The following is a 16,275-nucleotide window of genomic DNA, read 5'->3' on the forward strand; positions in this document are numbered from 1 at the left end:
CTAGTCCCAGCCGTAGTTGAAGGAGACGGACACCCGTTCGTCCTCGGCCATGTTCATGGGCACCTCGTGGCGCAGCCAGCTTTCCCAGAGCAGCACGTCACCCACGGACGGTTTGGCGTAGTGGAATTGGGCGAGGTCTTCGGGCGCGTCCTTGGTCCGGCCCGGTGAGGCCATCATCATGGGCAGGCGGGGGTCTTCGAGTTTCAGGGCGGAGGTCCCTTCGGGCATGGCCACGTATGTCGTGCCGGAGATGACCGAGTGGGGGTGGATGTGCCCGGTGTGGATGCCCCCTTCGGGCAGGATGTTGATCCAGATGCTGTCGAGTTTCAGCGCCTTGTCCCCCAGATCGAAGGCGAGCGCTTTGGCGAAGGCGGCGACATGGGCGTCGAGCGTTTTGACAAGGTCGGCGAAGATCGGGAAGCGCCATGGCAGGTCGTCGAGCGACGCGTAGGAGGTGTAGCCGGGATAGCCTTGGGCCTCGCACCAGTCGTGGCCTGCTTCGTCATCTTCGGCGATGGCGTAGCAGTGTTGTTCCAGCTCGTCCGGGTCGATCTTGGGGGCGAAGTCGGACAGGGGGGCGTGGTAGAGGCGGGTGGCGAAAAGCGATGTGATACGTGACATGGCGCTGTGATAGCGAAGACCGGGGGGCTTGGCGACCCGGGTGTGACGTCCGGTGGTCAGCCCACATCGAGACCGATGGAGGACATCAGCCGGTAGTAGCCGAACATGGCGGCGAGGAAGAAGCCGAACAGCACCAATTCGTGCTTGAAGTGGTGCGAGTGAAAGAAGTGCCGGTCGTGGTGGTGGATCACATCCATCAGCTCATCCGCGAACCGGATCGACAGGAAAGTGCCGATGGCCGACAGCGCGATCACGGCCCAGTAGGGCACGGGCGTGGTCAGGATGGTGTGGAAGGCGCGTGTCAGGACGGTGGTGTCGTAAGCATTGGGCCAGAAGAGCAGGGCGGTCACGTTGACGGCCCCGGCCACGGCCCAGACCGCGATTTCCGAGATCACCATGCGGATGCCGAACAGCAGGCGCAGGGGGAAGTCCAGAAGGAAGCCCGCGTCGGCCACGGGGGTGCAGAGAACGAAAAAGCTCCAGGTCAGCAGGGCGACGATGCCGCTGGTTGCCAGATCGTACTGGTAGTTGAGATAGGCGAAATAGCCCACCAGCAGGCTGAGCAGGAGGCCGAATTTGATCAGGACCTGTCGTTTGGGATGCGATGACATGCGCTTGTGCCCTGCGGTGTCTTTGATCCGATGTGGGTATCATGGCCGACGGGAGTGATCCAGCCGGATTGCCCGGGTCCGGTTGGGCAGAGACACTGCGCCGCGCGGCCTATGCCGCTGTCACCAAGTCCACGATATCTATGTCGTCTATGGTCAGTGGCCCTTCGACATCGCGCAACGTGATGTAGGTCGTCATTTCGGGATCATCGTTGGTCGCGCTGAAGGTCAGTTGCACCTGATAATCGCCTTCTGATGACAGAGGCAGGAGGTCTGTGCTGGCGAGGATCCGGTCCTGTTGTCCTTCGGCCCTGTCGATTTCGATAACCAACGTGTCTTCTTCCGTGTCAAAGCCGTTGAACACCACGCCGGAAAACGAGCGGATCGATGTGGCCGTACTGTCCGGGCCGTTGAACTGATCCTCGATCACTGTCAATTCTGCGGTGAAGGCGTCGTTGCCCTCGCCCCCCGTGACGCCCACCGACGAGAAGTCTGGCACAGCGTCGCCCACGAAAGAGGTCACTGTGATCGTGTCGTCGCCAGCGCCTGCGTCGCTTTGGGTAAATGAATCAAAGATGGTTGTAGACAGATTGATGGTGAGGACGTCATCCCCTGCGCCGCCCAACAGAAAGTTCCCTTCGCCCGCGACAAGCGTGTCGTTGCCGTCGTCGCCATGAATGCTGTGATTGACCCCAAACCCTTCGATCACGATTGAATCGTCGCCTACGCCACCGCGGATGTCGAAGCTTTCCCCGCCCGTGATGGTTGCGACATCGTCGCCACCGGCCAGGTCGACCGTGGTAATCATGGGAAGCAGGTCCTCGGACGAGATGCCAGCGATCAGCGTGTCGTCGCCTTCGGTCCCGGTCACGGCTTCGGTGCCGTCAAACGCAAGCACTGCGCCATCGACTTCGGTGTCAGGCTCTGCCGGGGGGAGGTCCTCGTCCGGAGCACCCTCTGCGGTGTCGTCATCACGCGCAACAGGTCCGTCATCATCTTCGAAAAACGGAATGGAGACCACCACCCCAAGCAATCCCAAAAGCGCAAGTGCACCCATTTGCATGCCCCCCCATCACTGGCTGGAACGCTAGGTTTGACGCCAATGCGAGTCAAGTTGCGGTACGGGTTGATACCGCGCCATGTGTGAGCCCGTGTCACGCGGTCCACGTTTCCTGCGTCGGAGCGGCGAATTTCCTTTGTGGAATGGGGTTGCCATACATCCGTGGCCCCCATATACCGCCCCTCTATTCACCCACTCCACGGGAATCGGTGTCACGTCTTTGGCGGCACCCTCGTGATGTTGAAAGGAAAAGGCGCATGAACGCCCAGGAACTTCGGGATAAGTCCCCGGACCAACTTCGTGATGAGTTGGCCAATCTGAAGAAAGAAGCCTTTAACCTGCGTTTCCAGCAGGCCACAGGTCAGCTTGAGAACCCGGCGCGTCTGCGTTCGGTCCGTCGCGATGCAGCCCGCGTCAAGACGATCCTCAACGAACAAGCCGCCAAAGCGGCCGAATAAGGAGAGCACGAAATGCCAAAGCGTATCCTGTCTGGCGTCGTGACTTCCGACGCAAACGCCCAAACAGTCACCGTGTCCGTCGAGCGCCGCTTTACGCATCCGGTTCTGAAGAAAACCATTCGTAAGTCCAAGAAGTACCGGGCGCACGATGAACAGAATGCCTTCAAGGTCGGTGACACCGTTCGCATCATTGAATGCGCGCCGAAATCGAAGACAAAACGCTGGGAGGTGCTGGAGGCGTAAGCCCCCGGCATTTTGCCGCATTAATCGAAACCCTGGGGATCAGGCGAACGCATCAGCCCCCCAAAGGTCGGGAGAAACCATATGATCCAGATGCAAACAAACCTGGATGTTGCTGACAACTCTGGCGCCCGCCGAGTTCAGTGCATCAAGGTTCTGGGTGGTTCCAAGCGTAAATACGCATCCGTCGGCGACGTCATTGTCGTGTCGGTCAAGGAAGCCATCCCACGCGGTCGCGTGAAAAAAGGGGACGTCCGCAAGGCCGTCGTCGTCCGCACCGCCAAGGAAGTTCGTCGCGAAGATGGAACCGCCATCCGTTTCGACCGCAACGCAGCTGTTATCCTGAATAACAACAACGAGCCCGTCGGCACCCGTATCTTTGGGCCCGTCGTGCGTGAGTTGCGCGGCAAGAACTTCATGAAAATCATCTCGCTTGCGCCGGAGGTGCTGTGACATGGCTGCGAAACTGAAAAAAGGCGACAAGGTCGTCGTGCTGACAGGCAAGGACAAGGGCAAGGAAGGCACCATTTCTTCCGTGAACCCGTCTGCCAACAAAGCCGTTGTTGACGGTGTGAACATCGCGATCCGCGCCACACGTCAAAGCCAGGAAAGCCAAGGTGGCCGCATCCCCAAAGCGATGCCCATCGACCTTTCCAACCTGGCCTTGCTGGACGCGAACGGCAAACCCACCCGCGTTGGTTTCAAAATGGACGGCGACAAGAAAGTGCGCTTTGCCAAGACAACAGGGGACGTGATCTGATGCTTGACACAGCAAACTACACCCCGCGCCTGAAGGCCCAGTTCAAGGACAGCATCCGCGCTGCCATGAAAGAGGAATTCGGCTACAAGAACGACATGCAGATCCCGCGTCTGGACAAGATCGTTCTGAACATCGGCTGCGGTGCTGAAGCTGTCCGTGACAGCAAGAAAGCAAAATCCGCACAGGAAGATCTGACCGCCATCGCCGGTCAAAAGGCATTGACCACGAAAGCCAAGAAATCCATCGCGGGTTTCCGGGTGCGTGAAGACATGCCCCTGGGTGCCAAAGTCACCCTGCGCGGCGATCGCATGTATGAATTCCTGGACCGTCTGATCACTATCGCTTTGCCCCGCGTCCGCGACTTCCGCGGCGTGTCCGGCAATTCCTTTGATGGCCGTGGCAACTATGCCATGGGCATGAAAGAGCACATCGTCTTCCCCGAGATCGACTTCGACAAAGTTGACGAGACCTGGGGGATGGACATCGTGATCACCACGACAGCCCACACCGATGCCGAAGCAAAATCCTTGCTCAAGCATTTCAACATGCCCTTCAACTCGTAAGCGCAGGAGAGACAAGATATGGCTAAAAAATCCATGATCGCGCGCGAAGTGAAGCGCGAAAAGCTGGTGAAGAAGTACGCCGCAAAGCGTGCCGAGCTCAAAGCAATCATCAGCGATGAAACCAAACCGATGGAAGAGCGTTTCCGCGCCTCGCTGAAGCTGGCAAAACTGCCCCGCAACAGCTCGGCCACACGCCTTCACAACCGCTGCCAGCTGACCGGTCGTCCGCATGCGTATTACCGCAAGCTGAAGATCAGCCGGATCGCGCTGCGGGACCTTGGCTCTCAGGGCCAAATCCCCGGCCTCGTGAAATCAAGCTGGTAAGGGAGAGAACGATATGAACGATCCTATCGGCGATATGCTCACCCGTATCCGCAACAGCCAGATGCGCGGCAAATCCGTGGTCTCGACTCCTGCGTCGAAACTGCGCGAACACGTGCTCGAAGTGTTGGCGGACGAGGGTTACATCCGTGGTTTCGAGAAAACCACCGGTGAGAACGGCCACCCGGCCATTGAAATCAGCCTCAAGTACTACGAAGGCGAGCCTGTGATCCGCGAGCTTAAGCGCGTGTCCAAGCCCGGCCGTCGTGTGTACATGGGTGTGGGCGACATCCCGCAGGTCCGTCAGGGTCTGGGCGTGTCCATCGTGTCCACGTCCAAGGGCGTGATGTCGGATGCAAACGCACGCAGCCAGAATGTTGGCGGCGAAGTGCTTTGCACGATCTTCTAAGGAGAACAGCAGATGTCTCGTATTGGTAAAAAACCGGTCGATCTGCCCTCGGGTGTTTCCGCATCCGTCTCCGGTCAGACGATCGAAGTGAAGGGCCCCAAGGGGACCCGCAGCTTCACCGCCACCGACGACGTGACCCTCAATGTTGAGGACAACGTTGTTACCATTCAGCCTCGCGGCAAGTCCAAGCGCGCGCGCCAGCAGTGGGGCATGTCCCGCACGCAGGTGCAGAATTGCGTGACCGGCGTAACCGACGGCTTCAAGAAAGAGCTGGAAATCCAGGGCGTGGGTTACCGGGCCAGCATGCAGGGCAACACCCTGAAGCTGAACCTTGGTCTGTCCCACGACGTGGACTTCACAGCGCCCGAGGGCATCACCGTGACGGCGCCCAAACAGACCGAGATTGTTGTCGAAGGTATCGACCAGCAGCAGGTCGGCGAAGTGGCCGCAAAAATCCGCGAGTGGCGCAAGCCCGAGCCCTATAAAGGCAAAGGCATCCGCTACAAGGGCGAGTTCATCTTCCGTAAGGAAGGCAAGAAGAAGTAAGGACCAGACAGATGGCAAACAGCAAACGGACCCTGTTCCTCAAGCGCCGCCTGCGCGTCCGGAACAAACTTCGCAAGGTCAACGCCGGGCGTCCCCGCCTGAGCGTGCACCGTTCCAACAAGAACATCAGCGTGCAGCTGATCGACGATGTGAACGGCGTGACACTGGCCTCGGCCTCGACCCTGGAAAAAGACCTGGGCGTGGTTGGCAAGAACAACGTGGAGGCCGCTTCGAAAGTGGGCACCGCGATTGCCGAGCGTGCAAAGAAAGCTGGCGTGAGCGAAGCATATTTCGACCGCGGCGGTTTCCTCTTTCATGGCAAGGTGAAGGCAGTTGCCGACGCCGCGCGTGAAGGTGGTCTCAAGATCTAAGACCCTGAGAGGGGCGGCGACGCCCCTCCGATGATCCGGGGGCCATGATGGCCCACCAGGATTGAGTAAACTGGCGCAAGCCACCAATTCAAAGGATGTTCTGATGGCAGAACGTGATAACCGCCGGGGCAACCGTCGCGACCGCGACGAGGCACCGGAATTTGCAGATCGCCTGGTTGCGATCAACCGTGTGTCGAAAACCGTGAAGGGTGGTAAGCGCTTTGGGTTTGCCGCACTCGTTGTTGTGGGCGACCAGAAGGGCCGCGTTGGTTTTGGCAAAGGCAAAGCGAAAGAGGTCCCCGAGGCCATCCGCAAAGCCACCGAGCAAGCCAAGCGCCAGATGATCCGCGTGCAACTGCGCGAAGGTCGGACCCTGCACCACGACATGGAAGGGCGTCACGGCGCCGGCAAAGTCGTCATGCGCACCGCGCCTGAAGGTACTGGTATCATCGCCGGTGGTCCGATGCGTGCCGTGTTCGAAATGCTGGGTGTGAAGGACGTTGTGTCCAAGTCCATCGGCTCGCAGAACCCCTACAACATGATCCGCGCCACCATGGACGGCCTGCGCAAAGAGCAGTCGCCCCGTGGTGTGGCCCAACGTCGTGGCAAGAAGGTTGCTGACATCCTGCCCAAGCGGGATGAAGCGCCCAACGAGTCCGCTCAAGTGGCTGAGGAGGCCTAAGTCAGATGGCAAAGACAATCGTCGTCAAGCAGATCGGCTCCCCCATCCGTCGTCCCGCGAAACAGCGCGCGACATTGATCGGTCTGGGCCTGAACAAGATGCACAAAACCCGTGAGCTGGAAGACACCCCTTCCGTGCGCGGCATGATCAGATCGATCTCTCACATGGTCGAGATTATCGAAGAGAAGGGCTAAACGCCCCATCAGAACTGCAAACTAGCCCGGCCCTTCGTGGTCGGGCTCTTTGTTTTTGAAACGGCGAATGAATGTTCGGTGGTACAATCCGATCTCGTCAGAAAAGTCTTGGGATTGTAGTCCCGCAACCGTGACCATGTTCAGTGCTGAAGCTATGTTTTCTTCGGATACATCTGGGTCGAATTTGTCGATGTCATTCCTTGCATAGTGGAAAACTGCTGCTGTAGCAGCGTACAAATAGGCCCAAAAGACAGTCCGTTCTCGAACCTCTGACCCGTGATCGATGAACTGCACACCGTTTTCAGCAGAGTCGAGAGTCCCTTTCCAGCGCGCTAGTGCTACTTGATATTCACCTAACAGCGTGGCGATGTAAGAAGCGAATTCGTCACTTTCACTGTGCTCGACGAGCTCTCTAAAGACCTTGATTTCTTCGTCACCAAGTTCGAGAGCGTCGAGGCTCTCGCGGCGAATTTCTTCACTGTTCTTACTCTCGATTAGTGAGGCGAGTTGATGTGAGAAGCGGATCCCGTTTCGAAAGATTTCGCATGCTCCACTTAAGGCAAGCGGAAGGTATGCCTTTGCGGATAAAAATTTGCGCTTCCGGGATGCAGCGGCAAGTTCGTCTTGTTTTGATATGTTGGTTAGAACACCTGCGACCGCCAAAGTTGCGGACAGCAAAGAGACCAAAGCGGTAGCGCCGTACGTGGCCCATCTCTTCCACTCACTAGCGATTTCGGCATCTAAAACGATTGCCACAACGGAGGCGACTACTGCACCAACGAACAAGCCAAATGGTGTGTTATCAAGAATGTGTTTTGGACGCAAAATTAGTGCCAACCTATGATTTTATAATTTTGTCGAAATATGTCAGCGCCCCAATCAACGCACACCCCAACGTCGCCCGTAACGCATCGGCCAACTCGTCCACCGTCTCGGTCGAGACATAGAGCCCGCCTGTCCGGTCTGCGAGGCATTTGGCGACCGTGTTGCCTGCGCCCACGTCCACCTGTTCGGGGTTGTCCCAGCTGAAGAAATCCACAACCACCTGAAAGCCGATGACATGCACCGTCAGGTCGCGCGCCTCTTGGGTCAGTGCCGTGCCCAAAGCGCAAGGCCGCCCGCCGCAGGTCTCATTCCCGTCTGTCACCAGCACCACGATGCCGGAGCGGTTGCGGTAGTCGAGCGCGTCTGCGGCCGCCCGGACGGACGCGGCCAGCGCCGTGAGGCCCTTGGGCTGCATCCCGTCGATCTGGCTGATGATGTCCACCGCCGCATCCGCACGGGGTCCAAAGCGCAGGTCGATATTGGCGCAGCTGTCGGCATTGGCGCCGGGGCCGTAGGTCAGCAGGCCCACGCGGCGGAAGGGCGTGATGTCGGGCAGGGCGTCCCGCAGGGCATCGCGTGCGTCCACGATGCGGGTTTTGCGGGAGACGTCGAAGCTCAGCTCGTCCATGGAGGCCGATCCGTCAAAGACCAGCATCGCGTCGCGGGCGCAGCCCGTGGCGAGGCTTGTGGAGGGCAGGGTGGCGATGAGTGCGGTGGCGATCAGTGTTTGGAAACGTCCCATGCGTGCGAGACTGGCACTGCCGTCGGGGCAAAACAATCCTGCGCGCATTGTGTGCCGTCGATTTGATGCCTAGCCTGCGGTCCATGACAGACCTGATCTATTACTATTCTGCCCATTCCGCCTTTGCCTATCTTGGGTCGGCGCGGCTGATGGCGTTGTGCAAGGCCCATGATCTGACCCTTGTGCACCGTCCCATTCCGCTGTCGCCCGTGGTCGAGGCGCAGGGCAGTCTGCCGTTTCGGAAGCGGACGCAGGCGCATGTGGATTACTTCTTTGGGCGCGAGATCGAGCGGTGGGCGGAGTGGCGCGGCGTGCCTGTGGTGCCGTTTCGGCCCACCTATCATGATGCAGACTACGCCTTGGCGAGCGGTATGATCCTTGCCCTTGGGGACCGCGGCTCGCAGGTCGATGCCATGGCCCACGCGGTGTTGCAGGCGCATTGGCGTGATGATGCGGATCTGTCGGATGAGGCGACGTTGCGCGCCTTGGCCACCGCGTTGGGACATGACCCTGACGCGTTGATGACGCAGGCCCGGTCAGCGCCCGTGGCGCAGGCCTATCAGGCCAATGCGGAGGCCGCGTTGCAGGCGGGGGTGATGGGGTCGCCGACATACGTGCTGGGGGACGAAATGTTTTACGGGCAGGACCGGTTGGAGATGCTGGAGCGTGCGATCACGCAGCCTTTCTGTCCGTCGGCTTGGGTGAACCCACCTGTGGAAAGTACGTGACCGCAAGGGCCCCTTGTCATGGTCCGTATATGCGTGCGTTAGCTTCGATGACGGTTGGGTGTGCCGGGGCTGCCCGTGCTTCATCAGGCATCTGGCTGCGTCCGAGCGCCATGGCGATCAGTATCCCCGCATAGAGCGAGAGAAGGTAGAGCGGGTAGGCCAGCAGGACCCAGTCCAACCGGCCCACGGCCAGCACCGCGAGCACTGCCGCGAGAAAGCACAGGACCCATGTCGCCATCGTCTCGGACGTCGGGTGGCGGTAGGCCTTGAGGATCGTGGCCCCACCGCCGAGCATGGAAATCGTGATGGTGATCCCCAGCGCATAGGCGGCGTTGTCGGTGAGCGCCCAAAGCCCGAGGCCAAGGGCGGCGGCCCCCAGAACGTATTCATCGCCCGCATTCAGCAGCCGACCGGTGCCGCGCCGGATGGAAAGCGCAAAGATGGTGAGGGTCCAGCCGACCTGAATGGCCGCAAACCACAGCGATGCGGTGGCGCCTTCGGCGGCTTGGGACACGAACGCGATGAGGCCGAGGACCGACCAGATCAACCAGCTGGCCCGCTGCGGATGGGTGCGCCCCCGGACCGTGTTGCGGGCATAGGGAAGAAACGCATAGGCACTCAGAACGGCAGAAGCGATGCCAAACAGGCGCAAGGGATCGTCGCCTTGCGAAAGGACGTCAAGCAAGAGGTGTCTCCAAAACTCGGGTGCGCACAATCCGCGCTGTCTGAAATGGCTGTGTCGCTGAAAATGTCTGTGCGGCAGATCCTTGGTATGCGACCTGTCTATATGCCCCGGCGGGATTTGTTCAGTCGGGTATTCCTTACTCTGGCCCGCAATCTGTCATGTGATGGTGGGGTGGAGCGTTCAGATCAACGCATGGGCTTGATCAGGTGAGGTGCGCCGTCTATACGCCCCCGGTGGCGTCCTGCGCCGCAGAATCAAAACCAAGAAACGCCGTGGTTGTCCCGTTCACGCTTCGTGGGGCACATCCGGCAAGGAGAAGCGATATGAAACTGCATGAACTGCGCGACAATCCTGGCGCAACCAAACCCCGAAAACGCGTTGGCCGTGGTCCGGGCTCCGGCACCGGTAAGATGGGTGGCCGGGGTATCAAAGGTCAGAAATCCCGTTCGGGTGTGGCCATCAACGGCTACGAAGGCGGGCAAATGCCCCTCTACCAACGTCTGCCCAAGCGTGGCTTCAACAAGCCGAACCGCAAGGCATTCGCTGTAGTGAACCTCGGCCTGATCCAGAAATTCATCGACGCTGGCAAGATCGACGCGAAAAAAGCCATCGACGAAGATGCGCTGATCGCATCCGGTCTGGTGCGCCGCAAGCTGGACGGTATTCGCGTTCTGGCGAAGGGTGACATCACCACGAAAGTTGAACTTGCTGTGACCGGCGCGTCCAAATCCGCCGTCGAAGCCGTTGAAAAAGCGGGTGGGTCGCTGACCACAACCGCGGCGGCCGCCGAGTAAGCCCTTTTGACGTCTTGTGAGCCGCGGACATGCGGCTTACATAGTCTCTAGTTTTTCCTACGCCGCCCGCCGGAAAACGGTCAGGGCGGCGTTTCGCCATAAAGGAACATGCCCGCATGGTATCTGCCGTCGAGAATATGGCCGCCAACACGAGCTGGAGCGCTCTTGGTAAGGCCACCGACCTGCGCAACCGCATCCTGTTCACCCTCGGTCTGCTGATCGTCTACCGGCTTGGGACGTTTATCCCGGTGCCCGGCATCGATGGCGCGGCCCTGCGGGAGTTCATGGAAAGTGCAGGCCAAGGCATTGGCGGCATGGTCAGCATGTTCACCGGCGGTGCGCTGGGCCGGATGGGCATCTTTGCCCTTGGTATCATGCCTTACATCTCGGCCTCGATCATCGTGCAGCTTCTGACGTCGATGGTGCCCAAGCTCGAACAGCTCAAGAAAGAGGGCGAGCAGGGGCGCAAGAAGATCAACCAATACACCCGTTACGGCACCGTGGCCCTTGCCACCTTGCAGGCCTACGGCCTTGCCGTGTCGCTGGAATCCGGCGATCTGGTCACGGATCCGGGCCTGTTCTTCCGTGTGTCGTGCCTGATTACCCTTGTGGGCGGCACCATGTTCCTGATGTGGCTGGGTGAGCAGATCACCGCACGCGGCATCGGCAACGGTATCTCGCTGATCATCTTTGTCGGCATCATTGCCGAAGTGCCTGCCGCTCTGGCGCAGTTCTTTGCCTCTGGCCGCTCCGGTGCGCTGAGCCCTGCCATCATCATCGGCGTGATATTGATGGTGGTCGTGACCATCACCTTTGTGGTGTTCATGGAGCGCGCGTTGCGCAAGATCCATATTCAGTACCCGCGCCGTCAGGTGGGGATGAAGGTGTATGACGGCGGCAAATCCGACCTGCCGGTCAAGGTGAACCCCGCAGGTGTGATCCCGGCGATCTTTGCCTCGTCCCTGCTGTTGCTGCCGATCACGATTTCCACCTTCTCGGGCAACTCGACCAGCCCGATCATGTCGTGGCTCTTGGCCAACTTTGGCCCCGGTCAGCCGCTGTACCTGCTGTTCTTTGCGGCCATGATCGTGTTCTTCGCCTATTTCTACACCTTCAACGTCAGCTTCAAACCCGACGATGTGGCAGAGAACCTGAAGAACCAGAATGGCTTTGTCCCCGGTATCCGTCCGGGCAAGAAGACGGCAGAGTATCTGGAATATGTGGTGAACCGCGTGCTGGTGCTTGGCTCTGCCTATCTGGCGCTGGTGTGCCTGCTGCCGGAAATCCTGCGCGGTGAATTTGCAATTCCGTTCTACTTTGGCGGGACATCTGTGCTGATTGTGGTATCTGTGACCATGGATACGATCCAGCAAGCGCAGAGCCACCTGTTGGCCCACCAGTACGAAGGCTTGATCGAGAAATCGCAACTGCGCGGCAAGGGCAGCAAGACCCGCCGCAAACGGAGCCCCGTCCGCCGTTAAAGGCGCGACGCAGGGAGGGGACAGCTGATGAATATTATTCTCTTGGGCCCGCCGGGCGCGGGCAAGGGAACGCAGGCGCGTTTTCTGGTGGAAGAGCGTGGCATGGTGCAGCTGTCGACCGGTGACATGCTGCGCGCTGCCAAGGACTCTGGCACCGAGATGGGCCAGATCGTGGCCGACGTCATGGCCCGTGGCGCGCTTGTCACAGACGAGATTGTCATCGGTCTGATCCGCGAACAGCTCGAGACCGTGAAAGCCAACGGCTTCATCTTTGACGGCTTCCCCCGCACGTTGGCGCAGGCCGATGCGTTGGCTGATCTTCTGGCGGAAAAGGGCGAGACCCTTGATGCCGTGATCGAGATGGAAGTGGATGACGAGGCGCTTGTCGCCCGCATCGTCGCCCGGTCGACCTGTGGCATGTGTGGTGAGGTCTATAATGACAACACCAAGCCCATCCCATCAGATGGCAAGTGCACCAACTGTGGCGCCGAGAACCAGTTCAAGCGCCGGGCGGATGACAACGAGGAAAGCCTCAAGACCCGCCTGATGGAGTACTACAAGAAGACCTCGCCGCTGATTGGCTACTACTATGCAAAGGGTCAGCTGACCAAGATCGACGGGTTGGGCGAGATTTCTGATGTGAAGGCGGCGATTGCTGCCATCCTCACTTAGGGAAGTGTTGAACGTCACATCAGTTGGGCCGGCGGATGCGCCGGCCTTTGCATTTTTGCCGGGTGTTGCGATGTCGGGGGCCAGTTTTGCACCGGTTGCAGCGCACTTTCCGGACACGGGATGCCTTTTGGTGGATCTGCCGGGTCACGGCGGCAGCCGGGACATCCCGTGGACCGATTTGGACAACGCCGCCCTGTCTGCACTCGCCACCTTGCCAGAGACGGTGACGACCCTCGCCGGTGTGTCACTCGGGGCATATGTGGGCCTGATGATGCTTGCGCTTGCCCCGGATCGGTTCCGGTTTGCACTGTTTAGCGGCCTGCACCCCAGCGACATGCCTAATCCACGCTTGATGCGTGTGCTCAGCTACGCGATGGCACCCCTTGTATCGCGGCCCTTCTTTGCAAGGCGGAATGCCCGTGCCATGGGGTTGTCCGGCGATGTACTTGACGCCTATGTGGCGGGTGCAGCGCAAACACGGCCGGGCGCTTTTGCCCGTGCCACATGCGATGTGGTCGATTTCTCCCTGCCCGACGGGTTGGATCGCGTATCGACAGATGTGTTGATTGCGGCAGGGACCAAGGAACACCAAACGATCCTTGAGGGGCAGGCGACAATTTGTTCGGCTTTGCAAAAGGCTGACGCGTGTCGCGCATCCGGTTTGGGTCATGCCTGGCCCGCACAAGATACAGCCAGATTTGCCGCCCTGTTGCGTGCACATGTAGACGGAAGTGGCTGGCCTGAGGGGATAGAACCTGTCCCCTCTTAACAGTTTGCGTAAAGCATACTTGACGCCCCCTTAATCAACGCCTATCTCACGCCATCTCTAACGAGAATCAAGACGGGAACGCGTCCCGTCGGATCACCTGATCAGCGGCAGGCCCGGGGGCAAAATCCTTGGGCCTTATGTTGTGAAAAAAGGGCCTGGAATGACGGGCTCGCAACGAAAGGAAGCCTTACGTGGCACGTATTGCAGGGGTCAACATCCCCACAGCCAAGCGCGTTCCGATTGCACTGACCTACATCACAGGCATCGGCAACACCTCCGCCCAGAAAATCTGCGAAGCCGTTGGCATCGACGCCAGCCGTCGCGTGAACGAACTCAGCGACGCTGAAGTTCTGAAAATCCGCGAGCATATCGACGAGAACTTTACAGTCGAAGGTGACCTGCGTCGCGAGACACAGATGAACATCAAGCGCCTGATGGACCTGGGCTGCTACCGTGGCCTGCGCCACCGTCGCAACCTGCCCGTCCGCGGTCAGCGCACACACACCAACGCTCGCACCCGCAAAGGCCCCGCAAAGGCCATTGCCGGCAAGAAGAAATAAGGAGACGCACCAATGGCACGTGATACCCGCCGTGGAGCCAAGAAAAAGGTCTCCAAGAACATCGCCGCAGGCGTGGCGCATGTGAACTCTTCGTTCAACAACACCAAGATCCTGATCTCGGACGTGCAAGGCAACGCCATTGCATGGTCGTCCGCAGGCACCATGGGCTTCAAGGGGTCGCGCAAGTCGACACCTTATGCCGCCCAGATGGCCGCAGAAGATGCAGGTAAGAAGGCGCAGGACCACGGCGTGAAAACGCTGGAAGTCGAAGTGCAGGGCCCGGGTTCGGGTCGTGAATCGGCACTGCGCGCGCTGGCTGCTGTTGGCTTCAACATCACGTCGATCCGTGACGTGACGCCGATTGCCCACAACGGCTGCCGCCCACCAAAGCGCCGCCGCGTCTAAGTGACATCTGAACACCTTTGGGGCCTGCGTTTTTGCGCGGCCCCAATCCGCTTTTTGAAACCTCGGGCGTCTGCATGTTGGGACATGGCACGCAGACAGGAATGGAGGGACGCATGATCCACAAGAACTGGGCCGAACTGATCAAGCCACAGCAGCTTGACGTCAAGCCGGGCAACGAACCCGCGCGCCAGGCCACCGTCGTGGCCGAACCGCTGGAGCGTGGCTTTGGTCTGACCATGGGCAATGCCCTGCGCCGCGTGCTGATGAGCTCGCTGCAAGGTGCCGCCATCACATCCGTGCAAATCGACAACGTGCTGCACGAGTTTTCATCCGTGGCCGGTGTGCGTGAAGACGTCACCGACATCATCCTGAACCTCAAGCAGGTGTCCCTGCGCATGGAAGTCGAAGGGCCCAAGCGCCTGTCGATCTCCGCAAAGGGTCCGGGCGTTGTGACGGCTGGTGACATTTCGGAAAGCGCCGGGATCGAGATCCTGAACCGCGATCTGGTCATCTGCCACCTCGACGATGGTGCCGACGTCTACATGGAACTGACCGTCAACACCGGTAAGGGCTATGTGTCGGCAGACAAGAACAAGCCCGAAGACGCGCCTATCGGCCTGATCCCGATCGACGCGATCTATTCGCCCGTCAAAAAGGTCAGCTATGACGTCCAGCCCACCCGCGAGGGCCAGGTGCTGGACTATGACAAGCTGACCATGAAGGTCGAAACCGATGGCTCCATCACGCCGGACGACGCCGTGGCCTTCGCCGCGCGTATCCTGCAGGACCAACTGGGCATCTTCGTCAACTTCGACGAGCCGGAAAGCGCCTCGCGTCAGGACGACGACGACGGTCTCGAATTCAACCCGCTTCTGCTGAAGAAAGTGGACGAACTGGAACTGTCCGTACGCTCGGCGAACTGCCTGAAGAACGACAACATCGTCTATATCGGCGATCTCATCCAGAAGACCGAAGCAGAAATGCTGCGCACGCCGAACTTTGGCCGCAAGTCGCTGAACGAGATCAAAGAGGTTCTGTCGGGCATGGGTCTGCACCTTGGCATGGATGTCGAGGACTGGCCGCCGGACAACATCGAAGATCTGGCGAAGAAGTTCGAAGACAACTTTTAAGATCGCGACGGCCAAGATTTTTCGTACGAAAAATCTTGGCCCTTGCACCCGGGCAGACTGCCCTCTCATTGCCCGCCCTTGGGCGGACAATTTCCGGGTTACGCGCTTTCGTTCTGAAAACGCTGACCCCAAGGAGAGCCCAAGACACGCATCGCGGGCCAGACAAAGCAAAACCGCCCGTAGAGGGCACATTAGGAGAAGACATATGCGTCACGCACGTGGTTACCGCCGCCTGAACCGGACACATGAGCACCGTAAGGCTCTGTTCGCTAACATGGCCGGCTCGCTCATCGAACATGAGCAAATCAAGACAACCCTGCCCAAGGCCAAGGAACTCAAGCCCATCATCGAAAAGATGATCACGCTTGCCAAACGCGGCGACCTGCACGCCCGCCGTCAAGCCGCGTCCAAGCTGAAAGAAGAGCAATACGTCGCCAAATTGTTCGACGTTCTGGGCCCGCGCTATGCCGACCGTCAGGGTGGCTATGTCCGCGTGCTGAAGGCTGGCTTCCGCTATGGCGACATGGCGCCCATGGCGATCATCGAATTCGTGGACCGCGACCGCGACGCCAAAGGCGCCGGTGACAAGGCCCGCGTCGCAGCCGAGGATGCTGCCGAAGAATAAGCATAGGCCCAGAGGCCCATGCGACC

General features: G+C 59.6%; 26 protein-coding genes. 20 read left to right on the top strand and 6 right to left on the bottom strand.

The annotated features are described in order from the left end of the window. From Q1A32_RS10660 to Q1A32_RS10670, 3 genes are all read right to left on the bottom strand, one after another. Nucleotides 1-621 carry a TIGR02466 family protein gene (locus tag Q1A32_RS10660; protein WP_299652519.1) on the bottom strand — a complete coding sequence of 207 codons (621 nt, stop codon included), beginning with the start codon at nucleotides 619-621 and terminating at the stop codon, nucleotides 1-3. 56 nt (nucleotides 622-677) lie between these two features. Next, a complete protein-coding gene (locus tag Q1A32_RS10665) occupies nucleotides 678-1,232 on the bottom strand; it encodes a hypothetical protein (protein WP_299652521.1) in 555 nt (184 codons plus the stop codon). A gap of 109 nt (nucleotides 1,233-1,341) precedes the next feature. Next, the gene (locus Q1A32_RS10670) at nucleotides 1,342-2,286 is read right to left on the bottom strand and encodes a calcium-binding protein (protein ID WP_299652523.1); all 945 of its coding nucleotides are present in this window, start codon (nucleotides 2,284-2,286) and stop codon (nucleotides 1,342-1,344) included. Nucleotides 2,287-2,546: 260 nt separating this feature from the next. Between Q1A32_RS10670 and rpmC the strand changes: the two genes are divergently transcribed. The 11 genes from rpmC (at nucleotide 2,547) to rpmD (ending at nucleotide 6,833) form a co-directional block, all read left to right on the top strand. Next, entirely contained in the window at nucleotides 2,547-2,747 is a 201-nt protein-coding gene (rpmC, locus tag Q1A32_RS10675; RefSeq protein ID WP_299612652.1) for a 50S ribosomal protein L29, read from the top strand. Nucleotides 2,748-2,759: 12 nt separating this feature from the next. After that, complete coding sequence (rpsQ, locus tag Q1A32_RS10680) at nucleotides 2,760-2,990, top strand: 30S ribosomal protein S17 (RefSeq protein ID WP_076628854.1); 231 nt, start codon at nucleotides 2,760-2,762, stop codon at nucleotides 2,988-2,990. Between the two features lie 81 nt (nucleotides 2,991-3,071). After that, a complete protein-coding gene (rplN, locus tag Q1A32_RS10685; protein WP_299210834.1) occupies nucleotides 3,072-3,440 on the top strand; it encodes a 50S ribosomal protein L14 in 369 nt (122 codons plus the stop codon). Between the two features lies 1 nt (nucleotide 3,441). Then, complete coding sequence (gene rplX / locus Q1A32_RS10690) at nucleotides 3,442-3,747, top strand: 50S ribosomal protein L24 (protein ID WP_299548553.1); 306 nt, start codon at nucleotides 3,442-3,444, stop codon at nucleotides 3,745-3,747. Continuing rightward, nucleotides 3,747-4,310 (top strand): 50S ribosomal protein L5, encoded by a 564-nt coding sequence (gene rplE, locus Q1A32_RS10695; RefSeq protein ID WP_299652525.1) that lies wholly within the window; start codon nucleotides 3,747-3,749, stop codon nucleotides 4,308-4,310. The genes rplX and rplE overlap by 1 nt, the downstream gene beginning before the upstream one ends. Before the next feature lie 18 nt (nucleotides 4,311-4,328). Continuing rightward, complete coding sequence (rpsN, locus tag Q1A32_RS10700) at nucleotides 4,329-4,634, top strand: 30S ribosomal protein S14 (protein ID WP_299612645.1); 306 nt, start codon at nucleotides 4,329-4,331, stop codon at nucleotides 4,632-4,634. Between the two features lie 13 nt (nucleotides 4,635-4,647). Next, entirely contained in the window at nucleotides 4,648-5,040 is a 393-nt protein-coding gene (gene rpsH, locus Q1A32_RS10705; RefSeq protein ID WP_299612643.1) for a 30S ribosomal protein S8, read from the top strand. Nucleotides 5,041-5,052: 12 nt separating this feature from the next. Then, a complete protein-coding gene (rplF, locus tag Q1A32_RS10710) occupies nucleotides 5,053-5,586 on the top strand; it encodes a 50S ribosomal protein L6 (RefSeq protein ID WP_299612641.1) in 534 nt (177 codons plus the stop codon). 11 nt (nucleotides 5,587-5,597) lie between these two features. Beyond that, entirely contained in the window at nucleotides 5,598-5,957 is a 360-nt protein-coding gene (gene rplR / locus Q1A32_RS10715) for a 50S ribosomal protein L18 (RefSeq protein ID WP_299612639.1), read from the top strand. 103 nt (nucleotides 5,958-6,060) lie between these two features. Then, nucleotides 6,061-6,639: a 30S ribosomal protein S5 gene (gene rpsE / locus Q1A32_RS10720; protein WP_299612636.1), complete on the top strand. Its 579-nt coding sequence runs from the start codon at nucleotides 6,061-6,063 to the stop codon at nucleotides 6,637-6,639. Between the two features lie 5 nt (nucleotides 6,640-6,644). Beyond that, nucleotides 6,645-6,833, top strand: coding sequence for a 50S ribosomal protein L30 (gene rpmD / locus Q1A32_RS10725; RefSeq protein WP_299612633.1), 189 nt, complete (start codon nucleotides 6,645-6,647; stop codon nucleotides 6,831-6,833). A 21-nt stretch (nucleotides 6,834-6,854) separates the two neighbouring features. Here rpmD and Q1A32_RS10730 read toward each other — a convergent pair whose 3' ends face one another. After that, nucleotides 6,855-7,670: a hypothetical protein gene (locus Q1A32_RS10730; protein WP_299652527.1), complete on the bottom strand. Its 816-nt coding sequence runs from the start codon at nucleotides 7,668-7,670 to the stop codon at nucleotides 6,855-6,857. Between the two features lies 1 nt (nucleotide 7,671). Beyond that, on the bottom strand, nucleotides 7,672-8,400 hold the full coding sequence (locus Q1A32_RS10735; protein ID WP_299652529.1) for a VWA domain-containing protein: 729 nt from the start codon (nucleotides 8,398-8,400) through the stop codon (nucleotides 7,672-7,674). 83 nt (nucleotides 8,401-8,483) lie between these two features. Here Q1A32_RS10735 and Q1A32_RS10740 point away from each other — a divergent pair, with 83 nt between their 5' ends. Continuing rightward, a complete protein-coding gene (locus tag Q1A32_RS10740) occupies nucleotides 8,484-9,128 on the top strand; it encodes a 2-hydroxychromene-2-carboxylate isomerase (protein ID WP_299652531.1) in 645 nt (214 codons plus the stop codon). 16 nt (nucleotides 9,129-9,144) lie between these two features. On the opposite strand, the gene Q1A32_RS10745 is transcribed toward Q1A32_RS10740, so the two are convergent. Continuing rightward, nucleotides 9,145-9,813 carry a hypothetical protein gene (locus Q1A32_RS10745; RefSeq protein ID WP_299652533.1) on the bottom strand — a complete coding sequence of 223 codons (669 nt, stop codon included), beginning with the start codon at nucleotides 9,811-9,813 and terminating at the stop codon, nucleotides 9,145-9,147. A gap of 323 nt (nucleotides 9,814-10,136) precedes the next feature. Between Q1A32_RS10745 and rplO the strand changes: the two genes are divergently transcribed. From rplO to rplQ, 8 genes are all read left to right on the top strand, one after another. Continuing rightward, on the top strand, nucleotides 10,137-10,607 hold the full coding sequence (gene rplO, locus Q1A32_RS10750; RefSeq protein ID WP_299612619.1) for a 50S ribosomal protein L15: 471 nt from the start codon (nucleotides 10,137-10,139) through the stop codon (nucleotides 10,605-10,607). A 116-nt stretch (nucleotides 10,608-10,723) separates the two neighbouring features. Beyond that, complete coding sequence (gene secY, locus Q1A32_RS10755; protein WP_299652535.1) at nucleotides 10,724-12,088, top strand: preprotein translocase subunit SecY; 1,365 nt, start codon at nucleotides 10,724-10,726, stop codon at nucleotides 12,086-12,088. Nucleotides 12,089-12,115: 27 nt separating this feature from the next. Continuing rightward, nucleotides 12,116-12,760, top strand: a complete 645-nt coding sequence (locus tag Q1A32_RS10760) for an adenylate kinase (RefSeq protein WP_299652537.1) — start codon at nucleotides 12,116-12,118, stop codon at nucleotides 12,758-12,760. Nucleotides 12,761-12,767: 7 nt separating this feature from the next. Then, nucleotides 12,768-13,529, top strand: coding sequence for an alpha/beta fold hydrolase (locus Q1A32_RS10765; RefSeq protein ID WP_299652539.1), 762 nt, complete (start codon nucleotides 12,768-12,770; stop codon nucleotides 13,527-13,529). 191 nt (nucleotides 13,530-13,720) lie between these two features. Continuing rightward, complete coding sequence (rpsM, locus tag Q1A32_RS10770) at nucleotides 13,721-14,089, top strand: 30S ribosomal protein S13 (protein ID WP_299210879.1); 369 nt, start codon at nucleotides 13,721-13,723, stop codon at nucleotides 14,087-14,089. 12 nt (nucleotides 14,090-14,101) lie between these two features. Beyond that, nucleotides 14,102-14,494: a 30S ribosomal protein S11 gene (gene rpsK / locus Q1A32_RS10775; protein WP_299210882.1), complete on the top strand. Its 393-nt coding sequence runs from the start codon at nucleotides 14,102-14,104 to the stop codon at nucleotides 14,492-14,494. 113 nt (nucleotides 14,495-14,607) lie between these two features. Further along, nucleotides 14,608-15,624, top strand: a complete 1,017-nt coding sequence (locus tag Q1A32_RS10780) for a DNA-directed RNA polymerase subunit alpha (protein WP_299046663.1) — start codon at nucleotides 14,608-14,610, stop codon at nucleotides 15,622-15,624. A 205-nt stretch (nucleotides 15,625-15,829) separates the two neighbouring features. Next, a complete protein-coding gene (gene rplQ / locus Q1A32_RS10785) occupies nucleotides 15,830-16,249 on the top strand; it encodes a 50S ribosomal protein L17 (RefSeq protein ID WP_299652541.1) in 420 nt (139 codons plus the stop codon). The last annotated feature ends 26 nt before the right edge of the window (nucleotides 16,250-16,275 follow it).

The organism is uncultured Tateyamaria sp. (assembly GCF_947503415.1).
Classification (GTDB): domain Bacteria; phylum Pseudomonadota; class Alphaproteobacteria; order Rhodobacterales; family Rhodobacteraceae; genus Tateyamaria.